The organism is Rhizobium sp. BR 314, from assembly GCF_047445805.1.
Lineage (GTDB): Bacteria > Pseudomonadota > Alphaproteobacteria > Rhizobiales > Rhizobiaceae > Rhizobium > Rhizobium lusitanum_B.
On the sequence record NZ_JARWLA010000041.1, the window covers coordinates 25,403 to 45,646 of the forward strand.

Sequence of the window (20,244 nt, forward strand, 5' to 3'; positions counted from 1 at the left end):
ATTTGATCCGCTCGGCCATATCGTTGCGCCCGACGGATATCAACAGGCAGATCGAGGAGGTGCAGTATCCCTTCGTCAACAAAGGAGACCAAAGATGCATATGATGGATTGGAACGGCTATCGAAGCCAGGTTGTTGCCGGAGTTGGCGATGTGGCCAAACTGTCGCCGGACACGGTAAAAGGATATGCCCAACTCAGCGCCGCCAACGCCAAGAATGGCCATTTTGACGCGAAGACGCGCGAGCTGATCGCGCTGGCGGTTGCCGTTACCTTGCGCTGTGATGGCTGTATCACCGTCCACACGGCGGCGGCCCAAAAAGCCGGCGCAACCGCAAGCGAGATCGCAGAAGCGCTCGGTGTCGCGATAAGTGTGAATGCAGGGGCGGCGCTGGTCTATACGACCCGCACACTCGATGCCTTCGCCGCGGCGGCGGAAGCGAACGACCCGGCATGAATTTCGGTCCCTCCGGTGAGGCTGCGGACGCCCGGCAATGGGAGTGGATCCGCCGGAGGGACCGAGCATAGACCGACCTTCGCCCGGATTATGACGATTATCACAGGCGCTATAGACTTCGTGCCTTTCGTGATGACCAACGGCACCCACAGCCATCCTCGCCTAGGCAATCACCGTTTGGTTCTCGACCGCATCATCCGTCGCGGAGGGACCGGCGCTCAGTGGAGCAAATTATATTGCCGGATGTTCAATCTTGCCATGCTGACGCCGGATTGTTCTGATGTCTGACTGCGCCGACATTGGAAGGGCGCATCATGGAATTCCTCAATCGCTACATTGACCTTCCGCTGCTTCGCGGCGGATCGGCGGCCATGCGGATGTGGCATAAGCAAACCGGCCATTCTCCGCAGAAGCTCTCCCCCTCGTGGAGCCTCGTCGTCATCCTTGTCCTTATGTCGGCAAGCGGCCTGCTGCTGAACGGGCCGGTTTACGTTTTCGCAATCGGCGCGCTCATCATGCTTTCCGTACCGTCATTGCGCTCTTTGCTCCCTTCCCGAACAGAGCGGAATTACGACATGCGATCTTATCAGGCACTGGCGGCTGCAGCGACTCGCAAACGTGAGGCCGAATGGGCGATCCGTCTGACCGTCTTGTTCACAGCCATCATCTTCCCCTTCTGTGTCTCCGCCGGTGACGAGACAGCGGGTCTCTTCCTGCTTGGCGCCAGCCTTTGGTTTGTGCTCACGGCTCCCGTGAAAATGTACCTTGACGCCGCCGAACCACCACCACCGGGCAGCGGAAGCAGGCAGGCGTGGCTGAAACAAGCAGCACGATCAGCTTGATCGCCACCCGGCATGCAGGGAACAAAGTGCCCCATGCTCCGTTCTTCATTCAGCAACGAATGGAGAGCGAAATGCTTTATTATGCGCTGGTATTTCTCGTCGTAGCCTTGATCGCAGGTGCCCTTGGCTTCGGCGGCATAGCGGGCGCGTCTGCGTCTATCGCACAGGTCCTGTTCTTTATCTTTCTTATCTTCTTCGTCGTTTCTCTCGTCATGAATGTGATGAGGCGCTGAGACACGATCGGGCGTGCCAGCCAGCAGCTCTTACCGGCTGGTTGGCGCGCGCCTTTAAGTAATCGACGGAGATCGATGATGTGCCCTGCAAGCCCTAGCCCCCTCCCAGCGTCGCAGTGACCAACGTCCGGAGCGCGCATGGGGATCCTCGCTTGAAGCAGGCCTACGCCGTCAATGGCGATCAATCCAATCTTGAAGAGTTGCTATTTTTCAGATCGCTGTAAAAGAATACGCATTTCTTCAAAATGTCTCTTGCGCTCTACATCGCCGTCATTGGGCACATAGCATGTGCTTGAGATACAGAACTTGACAAGGTTGTGAGGCTTGTCCGCCTTCTCGAATTCGCACTCGAACGTGTCGCTCATATCTGCCGCGGCAGCGCCTGGCCGTGTGGAGTAAGTCATGCGCACGCCAGGCGGCTTGAGTTCAGGAAAAGACTGCACCGTCCCGATAGCAAGGCCATCCGATAGAAAGAAGTTCTTGGCCACAGTCTTGCAGGTTGCCTCCAGATCAGAAGACTGGGCAAGAACAGCCGTTGGAAACACCATAATGCTGAATAAAACAGGATACTTCAACATGGCGACCTCCTGTGAACGTCTCCCAGACGAATGAGAGCACGATCAGCAAACGTAGCTGGAAACGCAGAGTTCCATAAAACTGCACAAAGCCATTTTCCCAACGGCACTGAGGCTACAAAGATCAACAAGGCTTTCCCAGTGTCAGAACGGACGCTCGCGGGCGCGCTATTGCTCGACGCTACATATCCACGAACCTGATTTTCTGGCCATCAAGGTAGCCGTGCTCGTAAGCTTTCGCCTGTTCACTATCGTCGGGATAGGGGTTCTTTCTGTCTTCCGCTTCGCACTTTCCAGCCTTCACGCCCTGTTCATAGGCTTCCTTTTCGCTCTCTGAAGCGGGAAGACGAGGCGATGGCTCGGGGAAGTATTGTATGGGGTTCGGTAGTCCTAGCGCGGGTGCGAAGACTGAGGCTCTCGGCGGGGTTTGCGGGCACATGGTAAATTCCTCCTGTCATGGAAACGCTGGTTGCGCCCGGCGGTTCCCTAAAGTCGTCGAGCCATCGCAATGTCTTTTCGGCAGTGTCGCGCTCCAATCCGGCGCGCACGATCTTTCGGTCCGGAGTGCCATCCAATTGAGCCGATGCGCCCCGTGATCGAAGGGTGAAACCTTTTGAGTGATGGGCCGTTGTCTTGCTTATGACCGACACTAAATCCAGCCCGAAATCGGTCGACGGCAACGAGTCGGCTGATGTCGAAAGGTCGCAGCAAGAGAAGAGTTCGACTGTCGAGGCCGAGCAGCCACCCGATTTAGTCGAACCTGACCCGGATTTGACTTTTGAGGAAACCGAGCGCGCACGCAAGAGGTATTTGCTCACGCGTTTCTGGATAAGCGCGAGGGGCTATTGGAGCCGGCGTGGAGATCGTTTTGCCTGGCCATGTTCGATCGGACTACTTGCATTGATCGGCATCAATGTCTGCTTTCAGTATGGGATCAATATCTGGAACCGAGCAATTTTTGACGCGATCGAGCAACGTAACGCTCACGCCGTCTATTTCCTGAGTGCGGTGTTTCCGCCGCTCGTACTCGGTAGCGTCGCCCTCGTCACAGTACAAGTCTACGTTCGTATGATGATCCAAAGACGATGGCGCTTCTGGCTGACGACCGCCCTGATCGCCCGATGGCTCGCCAATGGTCGCTATTATCAACTCAACCTGATCGGCGGTGACGACCACAAGAATCCCGAGGCCCGTCTCTCGGAGGATTTACGGATTGCCACGGAATCGCCAGTCGACTTCATCGCCGGTGTTATTTCCGCATTCGTGTCGGCCTCGACCTTCATCGTGGTGCTTTGGACGATCGGCGGTGCCCTGACTTTTCAGATCGCAGGTTCAGTCTTCACAGTTCCCGGCTTCCTCGTTGTTACCGCGGTCCTTTATGCCGTGATCACATCCACCTCTATGGCGGTTATCGGTCGGCATTTCGTCGAGGTCTCCGAGGTTAAGAACCAGGTGGAAGCGGAATTTCGCTACACGCTGACGCATGTTCGCGAAAACGGCGAGAGCATCGCGTTGCTCGGCGGGGAGGAAGAAGAGCGCAGTGACCTCGAGCGGACTTTCGGGAATGTATTGAAACAGTGGGCGTTGCTCGCTCACCAATACATGCGCACGACCCTTGTTTCGCAGGTGTCCATGTTGATTGCGCCTGTCGTGCCGGTCCTGCTTTGTGCGCCCAAATTTCTCGAAGGAAGCATGACGCTCGGCCAAGTGATGCAGGCTGCCTCCGCCTTCGCCATCGTTCAGACCGCGTTTGGATGGCTGGTCGACAACTATCCGCGCCTTGCCGATTGGAACGCTTCCGCGCATCGTGTCGCCTCGCTTATGACATCGCTTGACGGGCTCGAACGAGCCGAAGCGAACGATACTCTTGGACGAATCAAGCATGGCGAAACGGGCGACGACGCGATGTTGTGCCTCAACGATCTTTGCGTAACACTCGACGACGGCACCTCCGTGGTCAAGGAAACGGAAGTTGAAATCGATCCGGGCGAACGCGCGTTGGTCGCCGGAGAATCCGGCACGGGCAAAAGCACGTTGATACGGGCAATTTCCGGTCTGTGGCCCTGGGGCCATGGCAGCGTCAACGTCCATCCGGATAGCCGTTTGTTCATGTTGCCCCAGCGACCTTACATACCTTCAGGCACACTTCGCCGTGCGATCGCCTATCCGCGAGCGGCCGACGACTGGACGACGGACGAAATCAAGGCCGCCATAAGGAAGGTCGGCCTCGACTATCTCGACGATAAAATCGAGGAAGAAGCGCCATGGGATCAGACGCTGTCGGGCGGTGAGAAGCAGAGGCTCGCATTTGCGCGCCTTCTGCTGCACGATCCCGACATCATCGTGTTGGATGAAGCAACGTCAGCCCTCGATGAGAAGAGCCAGGATAGGATGATGGAGATGGTGATAACCGAATTGCCGAAGGTCACCATTATCAGCGTGGCGCACCGCACCGAGTTGGAAGCCTTCCACAGCCGCAAGATTACCCTGGAGCGCCGCGAGGGTGGTGCAAAGCTGGTCAGTGATATCGATCTTGTTCACCGCCACAGAAAGGGGAATCTGCTTTTGCGGCTGTTGGAAAACAGAAGGCCCGTACAACAAGGCAGTTTGGTCCCCGGCAAGGAAGGATGCCCTCCAAGTTAGCCGACGTTGGCGCGATTGCTGAGCACTTCCAAACCGATCCGGTCGCATTCGAGGGGAAAGGAAGATTGACCTACGACGTGTATTCCGGGAGGAAATACCATCTATTCGTCGAGCAGCGCGACAGCCAACTTTCAGAAAGCTGCACCGCCTCCCTCGACGCTCTTTGCCGCCTATGATTGGGGCAACGCCAGAACGCGGCATCTCAAAATATCGCCAACCGACGCTTTACCTCTAATCAGCCTACTTTGCTGGCCGGACCTCAATGAGGCTGGTCGGAACGCATCCCAGGAATGCGATAGCACAGCTTGCAGTGCCGCATCAAAGCGACTGTTAATGGGACGCCGCAACGCCTTCATTAACACAAGCTCACAGCCGCCACTTGCCGCTATTTTTCTCTGCGCTAAACTACACAAGACTTGGTTGCATTTTTGCCGGCCGCCAAATCGGCGGTCCGATCACCGCTAACCCGATGGTCTTGTAAGCTGATATGATTTGGAATCATCGCATCACCCGTGTCACCGTAGGTCTGCTGCTTCTTGCGCTTGCAATTGCGGTCTCTTTGCCAGCAATAACCGGCTATACAAGCCGGGATGGTACCGTCAACGCCCGCCTGGCGCTTATCAATGCACCCATCGACGGCGTGATTTCGGGCGAGCCCGCCAAAGTCGGCGTCGCGGTCAAGTCCGGCGACACTCTCGTTGAGATCAGCAATCAGCGCGTCAACCGCGCAGTTCTGGCGTCTCTCGAAGCGGAGCGCAATACCGCACGCGATCGCGTCACGTCGCTTAAGAAGGAACGCGAGGATCTGACGCAGCTTCGCGAGCAACTCGCCACCCGCATGGAAGTCTTCAAACAAGCGACGATTTCCAACCTTGAGCGCGAGGTTGAGATCCTGCGGAAAAGAGTCGAGGTTTCACAGGCACAAGATCTCGCCGCTCAGGTCGATCTCGATCGCCGGAAAGAACTGGAGTCCAAAGGCATTCTCACCCAAAGAATGGTCGATGCGGCCCGCGCAGCCGGTGCCGCAACTGGTGGCGAGGTCCAAGTGAGCAATCTGACCGTCGATCAACTGCAACAGCGGCTGGACGCCGTTCGGAAGGGTATCTTCGTCTTCGGAGACGGTCAAAACGACGTGCCTTACTCCCGCCAGCGCCAGGATGAAGTCATCGTTCACATCAGCGACCTGAATTCTCGGATCGCGGAGAATGAAACCCGAGCCACGGAGATCGAAAAGCAACTGACGGAAGAGGGCATTCGAGTGAGTAGCCTCGAGTCGGCAGCAGCAACGGCGCCATTCGATGGCGTCGTATGGAGCCGAAACGTCGTGAATGGCTCCAATGTCGTGCTCAATAATGAGCTTATGCGGATTCTTGACTGCCGGGAACTGTTCGTCGACATCCTTCTGCCGGAAGTTGACTACGACGAAATCTATCCGGGGTTGGTTGCTCAAGTTCGGTTGCTCGGGCGCAGCGACGTGTTCAAGGGAACCGTCGTTTCCGTAAAGGGAAGTTCGGCGGCAACGGACACGGATTCCTTTGCCGCCAGCCTGCCGGTCTCGTCGCAGCGCAATGCCCGTATCCGGGTTCTTCTAGAGCCTTCCTTTATGAACGGCGACTTCCAAAACTTCTGCCAAGTCGGACGAACCGTGCAAGTTCGGTTTCCAAGGCACGGGTTCGGCATTACGAATTGGGTCAAAAACCTGTGGTTCAGTATCTTCTAGCGCTTGTTCCGACATTCCTTGTGATGGCATTTTTTCTGCTGGGGCCATTCAATTGGTCGCGCCATCATAGCTGGACCAGACTGGTCACCTGCGGCTTCGTCGGCGCCGTCGCATTGCGCTATGTGGTATGGCGGCTCACGCAAACCGTCCTTCCCTACCCCTTTGATGGGGCCAACTTCTTCTGGGTCTGGCTGGTATTTTTCGTGGAGCTTCTGGCATTTGTGGACGTCGTGCTTTTCCTCGTACTCATGAGCCGTTACGTCAATCGAAGCACCGAGACAGACGAGCTTGGGGCGATCTTTTTTTCACGTCAGGATCGCGACCTTCCGACAGTGGACGTCTTTATTCCCACCTACAATGAGCCACTCGATGTCCTGGAAAGAACGATTGTCGGCGCACTTTCGCTCGACTATCCGCAAGACAAGCTCAAAGTCTACGTCCTGGATGACCAGCGCCGTGATTGGCTCAAGACGTTCTGCGAAGAGAAGAATGCCATTCACGTGACACGCAATAACAATGCACACGCCAAAGCCGGCAACATGAACAATGGGCTGCAGGTAAGCTCTGGTGAGTTCGTCGCCGTCTTCGATGCCGATTTCGTACCCTACCGGCACTTCCTTCGTCGAACCCTGCCCTTTTTCTCCGATGAAAGCATTGGCATCGTCCAGACGCCCCAGCATTTTTTCAATGCCGATCCCGTGCAGACGAATTTGGGGCTTGAGAATATTTGGCCGGATGAACAGCGCCTGTTCTTTGATGAGATCGCTCCCAGCCGGGATGGATGGGATGTCAGCTTCTGCTGCGGGTCATGTTCGATCGCCCGCCGCAAAGCAGTCGACGCGATTGGTGGCTTTCCGACGGAGTCGATCACTGAGGATTTGCTTACGACGCTTTCCATGCTCAACAAGGGCTATAAGACGCGCTATCTGAACGAGCGCCTGTCGATGGGCCTCGCGGCAGAAAATCTGACCGGCTACTTTGTTCAGCGAGAGCGCTGGTGTCAGGGCGGTATTCAAACGCTTTACTTGCATAACGGGCCGCTGCGCGGCCCAGGACTATCGCTTTTTCAGCGCATCATGTTCTTGCCGGCCTCATGGATCGTCCAGTATCTGGTCCGCTTGATGATCCTGGTCATCCCGATTGTCTATCTCTGGTTCGGATTCCTGCCACTTTATTTCACGGATATTGCCGACTACGTCTCATACCAAGTTCCGCTGCTGACGGCCTATTTCCTTCTAATGCTCTGGATAACGCCAACGCGATATTTGCCCATAATCTCAAGTGCCGTCGGAACCTTCGCAACGTTTCGCATGCTACCGACCGTCATCTCGAGCCTGATAAGGCCATTCGGCAAGCCCTTCAGGGTCACGCCGAAAGGCAGTAGTAACCAGGCCAATCAATTCGACAAATATACGTTCACTTGGATTGCAACCTTGATTACGATTACGGCAATCGGGCTCATGATCGACATTGTTCCCGAGACCACACAGATTGAGGCGCAATTCTCTCCGATCGCCGCCTTCTGGGCAGGCGTCAACATTGTCGTTCTGGTGATTGCATCGCTGATTTGCTTCGAAAAACCCCAACGATTGTTTCATGCGTTTAAATTGGATGAACCAGCCGGGGTCGACGACGTTCCCGGCCGGTTGGTCAGCCTGGCCCTGGACAAGGCCGTTGTCGCGGTGCCGGTCGATTCGCGCTTCGAGTCAAAATTGGTCTCGCTGCATCTCCAGGGCTTTGCACCCTTCGAAACCGAACTGAGGCAGGTCACCCAACGGCGCAGGAGCGTAAGCCGGGGTGGTGATCGACAAGCCTATTATCTCCACCTCCATTTTGACCTCGACGGTGCTATTCGAGACGAAATGATCGTGAAGCTCTATACTGGAGAATATTCGCAAGACATTCCCGACATCGACAAGGTCGCTGTTTCGGTCAATCTGCTGCTGCGCTCCTTCGGTAGAACGCGTAAATTCTAGTCGGTAAAACGAAGGTCAGTCGACCACGACGGTTTCAAACTACAGAATGTCCTGACAAAGCCGCAAGGTTATCTCTCACCGTGCGCCGACGATATCCTGCGCCGTGCGTTCGTAGTGAGCCTGTAGGAGCCGAACTGCATCCTCTACCTTTCGACCAAGAGCAGCCTCCATGATGTCGCTATGCTCGGCCGACAGATCACGGCTCGAGGAAATCGGACCCTCGCCAAGAAAACTAGGCAAGCGATAGCGTTGCGTTTCAGCGTACAACTGCTCGAACAAGCTTAGCAGCCGCGGCGAGCCGCAGGCGGCTAAGAGGGAACGATGAAACTCATGGTGGCGCGTCTCGAATTGCGTCAGCGCACTGTTGTCGCCTACGCTCTCTGCCTCCTTCATACGACTCGATTGGAGGTCGAGCTTATGAAATGCGGCGACGAGTCCTGTTTCCCAATCGTCGTCGCCATTTTCTATCGACAGGCGCAACGCCTGGCTTTCAACCAGTATGCGCACGCTCATCACGTCGCGAATTTCTGCATGAGAGACTGGCGCAACCGTAAATCCTCGCGGAGGATCATTGACGACAAATCTCTCCGCATGCAGCCGGTTCAGCGCTTCTCGCAACGGCGAAAAGCTAAGGCCATACTGCGCTTTCAGAAACTCCAGCCGCAGGGCTTGCCCAGGCGCTAGCCGACCATGCAATATATCATTGCGCAAACTAATGTATGCGGTTTCTGCGAGTGTCATTGCGCTACTCGGCCTGCTCCCTGTTCCTTCAGCGGCTCGGACAGATGGTTGCTTTCACGAGCTTTTGCGATTCTTGCCATCATAATCTTTCCACACGGGCCTATCGATCTGAAAATAATCGCCGGAACGAAGGTAACCCCCACTTCCGTGCATGCGCGCGATAAGGCCGAGACGAGTCGTGTCAATGTAACAACGCCCGGCGTCCAGCACGAAGTCGTCACGAATGTGCACCATAGTCACTTCTCCAACGATGATCGTCTGAAGTGGACCAGTCGCAATCGATGTCAGCATGCGGCATTCCATGCTGACCGGTGCGGTCGATATCCGTGGTGGTGCGACGGTATCGGAAGGCGCAACGGAAAGTCCCGCCAGATCGATTTCATCGACATCTGAAGGGGCGTCGATGCAGGTGAGGTTCATGGCTTGCGCATTCTGCTCGTCAACCAGGTTGATGACGAACTCGCCTGTTGCGAGAATGTTTGCGGCGGTGTCTTTCAATTGGCCCGCTTGGGGCATCAAGCCGATAGCGACGGTCGGTGGCGAATTGCCCATCATATTAAAAAAGCTGAAAGGTGCTGCGTTTCGAATGCCATCGGCCGAAAGGCTCGTAATCCATGCAATCGGCCTCGGGACGATGGAGGAGGCAAGAATTTTGTAACGCTCCTGACCTGAAAGCAGGCTCATGTCAAATCGCATGGCATCATCCTTTCCCAATTGTGGAAAGCGGATTGACGGTGTTCTTGGGCCTGTCATCGACCGTCAGCTGAAAGATGTCGGGGCGACCATAGTGCCCGACAACATCGAAATCGAATTTGCCACGTTGGACGTCATCAGGATCGATCTCGGCATAAAGGATTGCCTCGCCGCCAAAATGGGGGCCGGCAAGCACGTTACCGAGCGGATCGATGATCGCACTGCCGCCACGCATCATGACTGTATCTGGCTGGTTGCCCAAAGAAGATTCATGGTCGGCCGGATAGGCGTCGCGCGTCAGATACTGGCATGCGGTGAGTACGTGGCACCGCCCTTCGAGCGCAATATGTCGCATCGAAGGAAGCCAGCTGTCGCGATCGTCGGCAGTCGGAGCGCAATAGATGCTGATCCCCAGGGAGTACATATGCATGCGCAGCATCGGCATATAATTTTCCCAACAGATGACAGCGCCCACCCGGCCCATCGGCGTATCGAAAACCGACATGGTCGAACCGTCGCCAAAGCCCCAAATGAGCCGTTCGCCTGCCGTGGGCATTAATTTGCGATGTTTGCCGACAAGCCCATTCTTTCCATCGAAGAACAAGGCGGTGCAATATAAGGTTCCGCCATCACGCTCGATACATCCAATGACGACGAAAATTTCGGCTGCAGCTATCGCCTCAGTGACAATCTCGACTTCCGTCCCGGTCAGATCGATGGCCGCGTTGTAATATTGCAGATATGCCTGACGCCCCTCCGGCTTGCGCACTCCTACAGGGCAACCGAAAGACGCTCCTTTTGGATAGCCACCAAGAAAAGCCTCCGGGAAGACGACCAATTTTGCGCCCTCACTGGCCGCTTGACGGATAATGCCAGCAGCCTTTCGCGCGGATGCGATCGGATTGTCTGGAATAGACCCAAACTGAGCGACCGCCACTTTCCAACGCGCAACCATCAAAAGCTCCTCCTCTCAAACTTGGCGCAGGCGTCAAGAACCGCGCGCACGAGCTTTCCATCCGGAGCTTGCAACGTCAGAGGCAAATCAAAGTGATTGTGCTCCGGCATATCGATGATCACGGCCTGGTGGCCCACTTGTCGCCAGGCGGCAGCATAGGCGGACGTCTGTCGGCGAAATTCTCGAGTCTCCAGACCGCCGACCGAGACGATCAGGCACGCGGAGGAGGTCTTCGGGATCATGAACTGCGGACTGTTGCGGACAACCATGGCCTCATCGAAATTCATCCAGCCATTGATATGAGTATGCGGCAAGGGCGTCAGGTCGTGCAGGCCGGAAAGATCGAGTGCGACACCGACAATATCGTCGGGCACGTCGTAAGCGCGTTGCCAGTCATCGGACAGAAGCATGGCTGTCAGATGGCCGCCCGCTGAGGTTCCTCCGACAACGAACGGAGCAGCGCCGATGCCAAGAGAGCTCCGATTGCGATATAAATAGGAAATTGCCGTACGCACCTGTCGAACGATCTCGTCAAGCGTGACGGCAGGCGCCAGCGTATAGTCAATCACCGCAACGGAGAAGCCGTGAGTATGCAGGCCCGGAACGGCAAAAGCATTGTCGGCCGCATTGCCGCCACGCCAGTAGCCGCCATGGATCCAGACGAACAAGGGCGCGTTCTTGCCGGCGGGATAGAAGTCGAACGTCTCACCGCTCCTCTCGTCGTAGACGATCCTCGCTTGATGCTCGAAATTCTGCATCACTGCCTTGCTGACATCCACGAGCCTTGCATATTCATCCTCGAAGGAGGCCACGCTGGCGCGCGCATTGTATTGAACATCCAGAGCCGCGATGTCATAGCCTTCATAAGTGAATTCAGTCATCGTCAAATTCCCAGATAGCGATGTGAGAGTTCCTGGTTTTTAGCAAGTTCGTCAGGGCTGCCTGTCCACACCACCCGCCCCTTGTCGATGATGTTGTGGCGATCCACCAAGGCGGCCATTTCGGACAGGTTCTTGTCGATAACCAGAATGGTTTGGCCGACGTTTTTCAATTCGTGTAGGCAACGCCAGATTTCAGTGCGGATGATCGGCGCCAGTCCTTCTGTCGCTTCATCGAGGATGAGGAGTTTGGGATTCGTCAGCAGAGCGCGGCCAATCGCCAGCATCTGTTGCTCCCCTCCAGACAGAGTTCGGGCCAATTGGCGCTTGCGCTCCTCCAGCCGCGGAAAGAGCTGTACGACGCGCTGTAGCGTCCACGCTCCGGGGCGTGAGGTCGCAACCAGGTTTTCCTCGACGCTCAATGAAGGGAAGACGCGCCGGCCCTCTGGCACCAGCCCGATGCCCAGCCGTGCGATGGCATTTGGTGGCAAATGATTGACGATCGTATCCGCGAACCTAATTGTTCCGCCCGTTGGCTTGAGCATGCCCATGATCGATTTGACGGTCGTCGATTTGCCCATACCGTTGCGGCCTATCAGTGAGATGATCTCGCCTGCCTTCGCTTCCAACGACATGCCGAACAAGACGCGCGCCTGACCATATCCGGCCTCCAATTTATCGAGCGTCAGCATCAAGCCTCCTCCCCCAGATATGCGGCACGGACCTCAGGGTGAGCGCGGATCTCGCTCGCCGTCCCTGTAAAAATGACCTTGCCGTAGACAAGAACACTGATCCTGTCGGCAAGGGCAAAAACAGCATCCATGTCGTGTTCGATGAGTAGAATGGGGTATTCCCGCTTGAGATCCTGCAACAGCGCAGTCAGCGACGCGGACTCCTCCGATCCCATTCCGGCCATTGGCTCGTCAAGCAGGATCAGCCGCGGGTGACGCGCTAAAGCGACTGCGATCTCGAGCTGCCGCCTCTGGCCATGTGCCATGTTGGACACGACACGGTCTGCCTGGTCGCCAAGCCCCGCCCGCTCAAGCCAAGTTTGGGCCATCTCTCGATGGACGGCATTACGTCGGGGATTTCTGAAAATATCGATCGAGCCGCCGCCTTTCGCTTCAAGTGACAGCAAGACATTTTCCATTGCCGTGAAATCTGCGCATAGCTGTGTGAGCTGAAAGGAACGTCCCATGCCCATGCGTGCACGCTGATAGGCCGGCAAGCTGGTAATATCCTGCCCGCCAAACAGGATGCGGCCGGAGTCAGGGCGGATTTCCCCGCAGATCTGCGCGATCAGAGTGGACTTTCCCGCACCGTTCGGACCGATCAGCGCGTGAAGTTCGCCTTGCCGTATATCGAGATTGACGCCATTGGTGGCGACCAACGCACCGAATTTTTTGTGGAGGTCCTCAAGGACAAGAACGGAAGCGAGCGGATCAGCCATGGTTTTTCCCCAGCAGACGCCCGAGCATGCCATGCTGTCCGAACAGAGCAATCAGGGTCAAAGTCGGCCCCATGATGATCATCCAATGCTCGGTCCAGCCGGAGAGGATCTGTTCCAGGATGATGAATACGGCAGCACCGGCGATCGGTCCGATAAATGTGCCGAGGCCACCGAGAACGACGATCGCCATGAACTCGCCGGATTTCGACCAGGAGGCCATATCCGGTGTCACGAACAAAGCATAATTGGCCCAGAGGATACCCGCCAACCCGGTGCCGAATGCAGATATGATGAAGGCATTCAGCCGGAAACTTAAAGGACGAACGCCGAGATTGATGGCCCGCCGTTCGCTCTGCCGCAGTGCCTGAAAGACGAGGCCGAAACGGGAGTTGACGATCATCATGCAGAACACCGTCCATAGGACCAATGTAAACAGGCAGAGATAATAGAAGGTCGTTCCGTTGGCGATGTCGATCAAAGGGAAGGTGTTGCGGGCATTGATCAGCAGGCCGTCGTCGCCACCATATGTCGCCAGCGAAACCAGGACGAAGAATACCATCTGCGCAAAGGCGAGCGTGATCATGATAAACTGGACGCCGCTGGTCTTGAGTGCAAACCAACCAACGACCACCGCAAGAACAACGCATGCCAGTAAGCCGATCGGCCAGACGATGAGGGCTGCATTCGTGCCTTGCCAGCCCCAGAGAAGCTCCCCGTTGCTGGTGTGATAGGCGATAATGCCTACGGTATATCCTCCAAGCGCAAAGAACATGGCATGACCGAAGCTGACGAGCGCTCCGTAACCAATGATAAGATCGAGGCTAACGGATGCGATCGCATAGATGACGACTCGCGTCGCCAACCCCTCGATAGAGGCGTTTCCGGCCAGCCCCGCCAGCATCGGAACCAATATAAATGCCGCAAGGCCGATCAGGATAATCGTCAATCTCGTTGATCGCATCAATCAACTCCTCGCCGGTAGCAGGCCCAATGGGCGGAAAAGAAGTACCACGGCCATCAAAAGATAGATGCTGGCCGACACGAGCCCGGCGCTCAGTGTGTCAGCGGTAGAAGGAGGCAGCAATAGTTGCATCAATTGCGGAAGATAAGCACGCCCCATACTGTCGACCATGCCAACAAGCAACGCACCGACAAGAGCGCCCCGGATTGATCCGACACCGCCGATGACGATGACGACGAAAGTGGTGATGAGAACCCGTTCACCCATTCCGATCTCAATGGCCAGGAGTGGCGCGGCCATTATCCCTGCCAGTCCGCATAGCGCACCGCCAAGACCAAAAAGCATTGTGTAAAGGCGTCGAACGTTGATCCCGAGCGCATCCACCATTTCCCGGTCGTCCGCGCCCGCCCGGATCAGCATGCCAATGCGAGTTTTGTTGACGAGCAACCATAACCCCACTGCAACGATGGCTCCGACGAAGATAAATGCGAGGCGCATCACGGGGTAATCCAACCCCGGCAAGACCGGAACAGCACCCTGCAGAGCAGGAGGAATGTCCACGAATGGCGGTTGACGCCCAAAGATCATGCTGACGGCCTCATTGGTGAATAGAATGAGCCCGAGTGTCGCCAAAACCTGATAGAGATGATCGCGTCGGTAGAGCCACTGAATAACCGAAAGCTCGATCGCCATGGCATACAAGCCGGCCCCTACAACCGCAGCGACCATCCCCAATAAGAAGCTTCCTGTTCCGAGAATGGTGAAGGCGGCACAATAGGCTCCGACCATGTAAAATGCACCATGGGTCAGATTGATCACTCCCATGATACCGAAAATCAACGTCAACCCGGACGCCAGCATGAAAAGCATCGCGCCGTATTGCAGGCCGTTGAGCGCTTGTTCGATGAATAGCAACATTCACCTTCCTCACCATAAAATACGCAAGCCGAAGGCCCCATCCAGGGATTGCTTGTGCTCCTCCCTGAAAGGGACCGTCATCAAGCGCGGTTACTTCATCGAGCACTTGGACGCATAGGCGTCGTGGTAGTCGGATGCGACCTTTCTGACGATTTTCTGGACAATCTTGCCGTCCCCGTTCTTTTCAAACTTCGTCAGATAGTAGTCCTGGATCGGATGCTGATTAGACCCCATCTTGAAGTTGCCGCGGATCGCCGTGAAATCGGCTTTGCGCAGGGCACTGCGGAAATCGCCATCCTTGCTGAGATCGCCGTCTACGGCCTTCAAACCCGCCCCGATCAGGTGAGCAGTGTCGTAAGCCTGTGCGGCGTAGATCGTCGGATCGCGGCCATAGTCCTTACGAAAGGCCTCGACGAAAGCCTTGGAGGCGGAATTGTCGGTTTCCGTGGTCCAGAGCGCGGAGGCATACACGCCGTCCGCAGCATTGCCTGTCGCCGCGATCATGCGCGCATCCATGGAGAAGCTCGGAATGACCATCGGGATCGATGTGCTCATACCCGAATTGGCATATTGCTTGGCAAAATTGATACCCGCACCGCCGGGGTGGAACTGATAGATGGCCTCTGGCGCAAGCGACTTGATGCGCGCAAGCTCGACGGAAAAGTCGGTCTGGTCGAGCTTGGTATAGATCTCGCCAGCAATCTCTCCCTTATACGTCCGCTTGAAGCCCTCAAGCGCATCGCGCCCGGCCTGATAGTTCGGCGCGAGAATGACCATCTTCTTGAAGCCGAGCTCGTTGGCCGCAAGGCCGGCAGCCTCGTGAAAGGCGTCATTCTGATAGGAAGCGACGAAATAGTTCGGATTGCATTTTTCACCGGCAAATGGCGAAGGACCGGGATTGTTGCTCACGTAGAAAGCATTTGCACCCAAGACGCTCGGCAGGGCCGCCATCAGTACGTTGGAAAAGTTGATGCCAGTATAGAGCTTGATGTTGTCACCCAGCATCTTGTCGACGATCTGCTTGCCGTTGGCGGGCTTCAGTGCATCATCTTCGACTTTCAGCGTGACCGGCACGCCGCCAAGCTTGCCCCCCTCCTCCTTGAGGGCAAGATTGAAGGCATCGCGAATATCCTCGCCGATATAGCCGGCCGGCGTCGACAGCGTGGTGATCAACCCGATCGTGACAGGCGGCTTATCCTGCGCCATCGCCGGAAGCGAGGCGACGATGGCGCCCATCGCAACCACGTTCATAAGGCTACGTCTTATGCATTTCAGTGACATATCAAATTCCCCTTTTTGTTGAATGGAGCCAGAGGCTTCGATTTTGATTTTGTTTGCCGTCAGACGGCGACGACAGGATGCCGGATCGTGCCTATTCCCTGCACCGTGGCTTCGATGACATCGCCCGGCCACATCCATTCCTGCGGTGTGCGGCCAGCGCCTACCCCCTCCGGCGTACCCGTGGCGATGATGTCACCCGGCTCCAGCGTGATACCGGAGCTGATATCGGCAATCAGCGTCGGCACGTCGAAGAGCATGAAACGCGTATTGGAACGCTGCTTTTCCACGCCGTTGACGGTCAGCCAGAGATCCAAATCGTGCGGATCAGGGATTTCATCTGCCGTGACGATGCAGGGGCCGAAGGGTGCATAGGTGTCCTGGCCCTTGGAGAAGATCCATTGTCCAGCGCGACGATTATCACGGGCGCTGACGTCGATCATGACGCTATATCCGAAGACATAAGCGAGCGCCTGCTCCTTGGAAACGCGCTTGGCGGTGACGCCGATGATTGCTGCCAGTTCCACCTCCCAATCAAGCTGTTGAGTGATGCGCGCATTGTGCTCGATCGCGTCACCGGGTCCGATGACCGTCGTCGGCGGCTTTGAAAAAATAACCGGCTGCTTCGGGAGGTCCTTAGACGTATCGAGCGATTTTGCCGATTCCGCGACATGCTCGACATAGTTGAGGCCGATACCGAAAATGTTCTTGCGCGGACGGGGAATGGGAGCCAGCAGCTTCACATTGGCCAGCGGCTGAGCGGTCCCCGCAGCGTAGCGACCCTGACAATCGCTGAGGATTTCGCCCAGCCGCTCGACGCCAATGCGTCCGAAATCAATCAAGCCGAGCATCGTGTCGGGTAGATCCACACCGACCGTTTGCCCAAGCAATGCCACGTCCACGACGATATCGCCCTGGATGACGCCAAGCCTTGCCGCAGCCTCAGCTCCGCTTCGGTAGGTTACAAGACGCATGATATATCTTCCTTATTCCTTGATCGGCTGATTGCCGCCATTGTCCGCGAACGCCTGTTCGCGATAGAGTCCGAGTGAATTCATGACCGGCATGTCGTTGAACGAGAACAGGCAGGCATCATCGCGGTCCGACGCGTTTGCATGTTCGTGCCAGGCCCAGGAGGGTACGCAGAAAATGTCGCGCTCCTTCCAGTCAAACCGCTTGCCGTTGATGACGGAGTAGCCGCTGCCCTTGGCGCATTGATAGAGGACGCTGCCAGTGTGTCGATGGGCCTTGGTCGCCTCTCCCGGATGCAGCATCTGCATGGATGCGCCGATCGTCTGCATGACCGGCCCACCCGTCATCGGGTTGACATAGTTCATGAACACGCCGTCGAACGCCGAACCCGGAGTGGCCTTGGCATAGCGGGTGAGCGCTTCGTAGGTCGGCGCCCATTCATATTTGAACAGCGGCGAATAGGCGTGACCCCATTTGCCTTCGGCCGGCCGCAAGCCAGGGTTCCCCCAGGTCGCCGTCATGTCATCTATCGGGTGACCCACCGCCTGGCGCAAATCTTCATGCACCGCGTAGAAATTGGCTTCGAGCGCATTGACCAGTGGGATGTCCAAACCATCCTGCCAAATGCAGGGCGTACCGTCCTCGGAAATGCCGTGCTCATGCCAGGTGCCGTTTGGCGTGAGAACGAAATCATTCGCGCCGAGGGTCATCTTATGACCGTCGACGATGGTATAGGCGCCCGATCCTTCCATGATGAAGCGCAAGGCGGAGGCGGAATGCGCGTGGGCAGAGGCCGCCTCGCCCGGATGCATCACCTGAAGGCCGGAATAGAGCCAACCAACCGCGGCCGCTACATCTTGCCGACCGGGATTGTTGAGGTAGATCACACGGCGACCAGCCTTTTCGGGCGTAACCAACTCGACTGAGCGCAGCACGTGATCACGCAGGTCGGAATAACGCCATAGAACAGGCACCGACGCCGATTTGGGCTCCCAGGGCTCGATCTTGTTGGCGACCGTCCACAGGGCGCCGGCCTTATGCTTTTCCAGATCATCATAGTAGGCCAGCAGCTCCGGGGTGTCTTCGACATTTGCACGGCCCGCCGTGTTCTCGCGATGGTTTTCGCGTGCGTTGCTCATAACAGATCCTCCTAACCCTCTTAATTTCCACAATACACATGATTTTATAAAATCAAAGAGATTTTAGATATAAATGCAAACCAGCGCGAAAGCTTGTGCCCGTGAAACAACCAACCGAAATTCTAGTAGCCATGTTCATCGCGACTGTATCGCGGCGAATGTACTTCTGAGGCGGATGGTGCCTGATCCAATCCTTCGCAGGCGAATGGGTTAGGAGAGATACATTCAGCGCTCGCGCTGAGGCTCTCTGAGGCAATCTGCCCCGCGAGATCGAGGAGGGCCGCGCCGGCAACTGACGGTCCAGAGAGGACACCTCGGGTTTGATTACTAAGCAAAGTTCGGTGGACTAAAATCGCAGCGTTTCGAAGATGATTGCATAGGCTGTTGAATTTCGCCTTGAACTGCCCCTTGTTTCCGACTGGCTGTGATGACCCCACTGGTTGAGGCAGGTATATGAAGCGCCTCTTTTTTTGAGCCAGCTGCAGGATATTGCGAGATGATATTCGAGGTGAATTTTTCAGGCAGTGCTCTTAAACGCACTTAAAGGTAAGCTCTTCACCCAAAGCGTCGTCATACAAGCGACACCAACGTATTGGCAGAGCTGCAATTCCCAAGCGAGATGCCTCAGTGTCCCCCGGGATTGATTGCGTCATTGAGGTATAAGCAAGTCAGTAAGGCAAAGACATAAGCCTGTAGAAAGGCCATGAGGAACTCAAGACCGGTGAGGGCAACGGTCATGATCAGGGGAAAAATGGCGCCGCCAACGCCCAGCGCGCCCAATGCGCTAAGAGAAGCGACGAACCCGGCAAACACCTTGATTGTAATATGGCCAGCGAGCATGTTGGCGAAAAGACGAACCGAGAGCGAAATCGGTCGCGACAAGAAAGAGATGATTTCTATCATCACGACCAGCGGCAGAAGAAGTGCCGGTACGCCGTGCGGTACGAAAAGGTTCAGAAAGCCCAAACCGTGCTTCCTGAAGCCATAGATGATCACGGTCAGGATGACGAACAATGCCAGCGCAAAAGTGACGATGATCTGGCTCGTAACCGTATAGAAATAGGGAAACATGCCGAGAAGGTTCGCAGTCAGCACGAACATGAACAAACAGAAGACCATTGGAAAGAACTTCATTCCTTGGGTCCCTGCTCCTTCCTCGAGCATTGACGCGACAAATTCATAAGACATTTCTGCGGCGGACTGCAAGCGGGTGGGAATGACGCTCCGACGGGAGGTGGCGACACAGAGAAAACCCGCCGAGATGACAGCCGCAGCCACCATGAAGAGAGAAGCATTGGTGAACGAAAAATCGAACCCGTCGATTTGGATCGGCACGATCTTGTAGATCAGGAACTGATGGGTTGGCCCATTTGTCACGTCTTGCTCTCTCCCATTTGTCGACCATCGTTACCAAACTCGATATGGCGGAACCAGCCTCTTGGGTATCACCTCCGGGTGAGGTTTACGCGTACCAATCTCGTTTCGACAAATGTCAACCGCAGGCGGCCCTATCTTGCAAAACAAAATGCGGCCGGTTTATCGCCGAACGCGCTGTTTATCGAATTGGCTCCGCATATCCGCATCGTATTACGTTGCAGACATCAAGGTAAGGGCAGAAGTTCCGCCACCGGCGAGAAATGCTCTGCCCTTCTTTTGTCTCCACCGCACAGTCTTGAAAACTTAAACCAATACGCTCTTGAGTAGACTCGAACCGGAGGCGCGCCTTGTCACAATAGGTTCGAGTGTCAACTTGCGGAGTTGAACAGTAAGCTCCAGTGAAAGGCGCTATTGTGACGAATAGCGTATCGGTCCCCGA

General features: G+C 56.0%; 20 protein-coding genes. 6 read left to right on the plus strand and 14 right to left on the minus strand.

All coding sequences use genetic code 11. From position 1 onward, the window contains the following. The first annotated feature begins 100 nt into the window (after positions 1 to 100). The 3 genes from QD461_RS31530 to QD461_RS31540 all read left to right on the plus strand — a co-directional run bounded on the left by QD461_RS31530 (position 101) and on the right by QD461_RS31540 (position 1,529). Positions 101 to 454 carry a carboxymuconolactone decarboxylase family protein gene (locus QD461_RS31530; protein ID WP_414091084.1) on the plus strand — a complete coding sequence of 118 codons (354 nt, stop codon included), beginning with the start codon at positions 101 to 103 and terminating at the stop codon, positions 452 to 454. A gap of 314 nt (positions 455 to 768) precedes the next feature. After that, a complete protein-coding gene (locus QD461_RS31535) occupies positions 769 to 1,296 on the plus strand; it encodes a hypothetical protein (RefSeq protein ID WP_414091057.1) in 528 nt (175 codons plus the stop codon). Positions 1,297 to 1,367: 71 nt separating this feature from the next. After that, positions 1,368 to 1,529: a DUF1328 domain-containing protein gene (locus QD461_RS31540; protein ID WP_015343210.1), complete on the plus strand. Its 162-nt coding sequence runs from the start codon at positions 1,368 to 1,370 to the stop codon at positions 1,527 to 1,529. A 203-nt stretch (positions 1,530 to 1,732) separates the two neighbouring features. On the opposite strand, the gene QD461_RS31545 is transcribed toward QD461_RS31540, so the two are convergent. Both QD461_RS31545 and QD461_RS31550 read right to left on the minus strand, forming a co-directional pair. Beyond that, positions 1,733 to 2,107: a hypothetical protein gene (locus QD461_RS31545; protein WP_414091058.1), complete on the minus strand. Its 375-nt coding sequence runs from the start codon at positions 2,105 to 2,107 to the stop codon at positions 1,733 to 1,735. A 178-nt stretch (positions 2,108 to 2,285) separates the two neighbouring features. Beyond that, positions 2,286 to 2,543: a hypothetical protein gene (locus tag QD461_RS31550; RefSeq protein WP_414091059.1), complete on the minus strand. Its 258-nt coding sequence runs from the start codon at positions 2,541 to 2,543 to the stop codon at positions 2,286 to 2,288. 200 nt (positions 2,544 to 2,743) lie between these two features. Here QD461_RS31550 and QD461_RS31555 point away from each other — a divergent pair, with 200 nt between their 5' ends. From QD461_RS31555 to QD461_RS31565, 3 genes are all read left to right on the plus strand, one after another. Then, positions 2,744 to 4,747 (plus strand): ABC transporter ATP-binding protein/permease, encoded by a 2,004-nt coding sequence (locus QD461_RS31555; protein WP_414091060.1) that lies wholly within the window; start codon positions 2,744 to 2,746, stop codon positions 4,745 to 4,747. 487 nt (positions 4,748 to 5,234) lie between these two features. Beyond that, positions 5,235 to 6,467: an HlyD family secretion protein gene (locus QD461_RS31560; protein WP_414091061.1), complete on the plus strand. Its 1,233-nt coding sequence runs from the start codon at positions 5,235 to 5,237 to the stop codon at positions 6,465 to 6,467. Continuing rightward, a complete protein-coding gene (locus QD461_RS31565) occupies positions 6,449 to 8,443 on the plus strand; it encodes a glycosyltransferase (RefSeq protein WP_414091062.1) in 1,995 nt (664 codons plus the stop codon). Before QD461_RS31560 ends, QD461_RS31565 begins: the two co-directional genes overlap by 19 nt. Positions 8,444 to 8,518: 75 nt before the next feature. On the opposite strand, the gene QD461_RS31570 is transcribed toward QD461_RS31565, so the two are convergent. The 12 genes from QD461_RS31570 to QD461_RS31625 all read right to left on the minus strand — a co-directional run bounded on the left by QD461_RS31570 (position 8,519) and on the right by QD461_RS31625 (position 19,805). Continuing rightward, complete coding sequence (locus QD461_RS31570) at positions 8,519 to 9,184, minus strand: GntR family transcriptional regulator (protein ID WP_414091063.1); 666 nt, start codon at positions 9,182 to 9,184, stop codon at positions 8,519 to 8,521. Between the two features lie 54 nt (positions 9,185 to 9,238). After that, on the minus strand, positions 9,239 to 9,880 hold the full coding sequence (locus tag QD461_RS31575; RefSeq protein ID WP_414091064.1) for a flavin reductase family protein: 642 nt from the start codon (positions 9,878 to 9,880) through the stop codon (positions 9,239 to 9,241). 4 nt (positions 9,881 to 9,884) lie between these two features. After that, a complete protein-coding gene (locus QD461_RS31580; protein ID WP_414091065.1) occupies positions 9,885 to 10,832 on the minus strand; it encodes a carbon-nitrogen hydrolase family protein in 948 nt (315 codons plus the stop codon). Further along, entirely contained in the window at positions 10,832 to 11,713 is an 882-nt protein-coding gene (locus tag QD461_RS31585) for an alpha/beta hydrolase (protein ID WP_414091066.1), read from the minus strand. The genes QD461_RS31580 and QD461_RS31585 overlap by 1 nt, the downstream gene beginning before the upstream one ends. Positions 11,714 to 11,715: 2 nt before the next feature. After that, complete coding sequence (locus QD461_RS31590) at positions 11,716 to 12,402, minus strand: ABC transporter ATP-binding protein (RefSeq protein ID WP_414091067.1); 687 nt, start codon at positions 12,400 to 12,402, stop codon at positions 11,716 to 11,718. Then, positions 12,402 to 13,160 carry an ABC transporter ATP-binding protein gene (locus QD461_RS31595; protein WP_414091068.1) on the minus strand — a complete coding sequence of 253 codons (759 nt, stop codon included), beginning with the start codon at positions 13,158 to 13,160 and terminating at the stop codon, positions 12,402 to 12,404. Before QD461_RS31595 ends, QD461_RS31590 begins: the two co-directional genes overlap by 1 nt. Then, the gene (locus tag QD461_RS31600; RefSeq protein WP_414091069.1) at positions 13,153 to 14,121 is read right to left on the minus strand and encodes a branched-chain amino acid ABC transporter permease; all 969 of its coding nucleotides are present in this window, start codon (positions 14,119 to 14,121) and stop codon (positions 13,153 to 13,155) included. The genes QD461_RS31595 and QD461_RS31600 overlap by 8 nt, the downstream gene beginning before the upstream one ends. Before the next feature lie 3 nt (positions 14,122 to 14,124). Beyond that, a complete protein-coding gene (locus QD461_RS31605) occupies positions 14,125 to 15,039 on the minus strand; it encodes a branched-chain amino acid ABC transporter permease (RefSeq protein ID WP_414091070.1) in 915 nt (304 codons plus the stop codon). Positions 15,040 to 15,129: 90 nt separating this feature from the next. Next, the gene (locus QD461_RS31610) at positions 15,130 to 16,290 is read right to left on the minus strand and encodes an ABC transporter substrate-binding protein (RefSeq protein ID WP_414091071.1); all 1,161 of its coding nucleotides are present in this window, start codon (positions 16,288 to 16,290) and stop codon (positions 15,130 to 15,132) included. An 89-nt stretch (positions 16,291 to 16,379) separates the two neighbouring features. After that, positions 16,380 to 17,291: a fumarylacetoacetate hydrolase family protein gene (locus QD461_RS31615; RefSeq protein WP_414091072.1), complete on the minus strand. Its 912-nt coding sequence runs from the start codon at positions 17,289 to 17,291 to the stop codon at positions 16,380 to 16,382. Positions 17,292 to 17,303: 12 nt separating this feature from the next. After that, complete coding sequence (locus QD461_RS31620; protein ID WP_414091073.1) at positions 17,304 to 18,428, minus strand: cupin domain-containing protein; 1,125 nt, start codon at positions 18,426 to 18,428, stop codon at positions 17,304 to 17,306. 624 nt (positions 18,429 to 19,052) lie between these two features. After that, positions 19,053 to 19,805 (minus strand): F0F1 ATP synthase subunit A, encoded by a 753-nt coding sequence (locus QD461_RS31625; RefSeq protein ID WP_414091074.1) that lies wholly within the window; start codon positions 19,803 to 19,805, stop codon positions 19,053 to 19,055. Positions 19,806 to 20,244 lie beyond the last annotated feature (439 nt).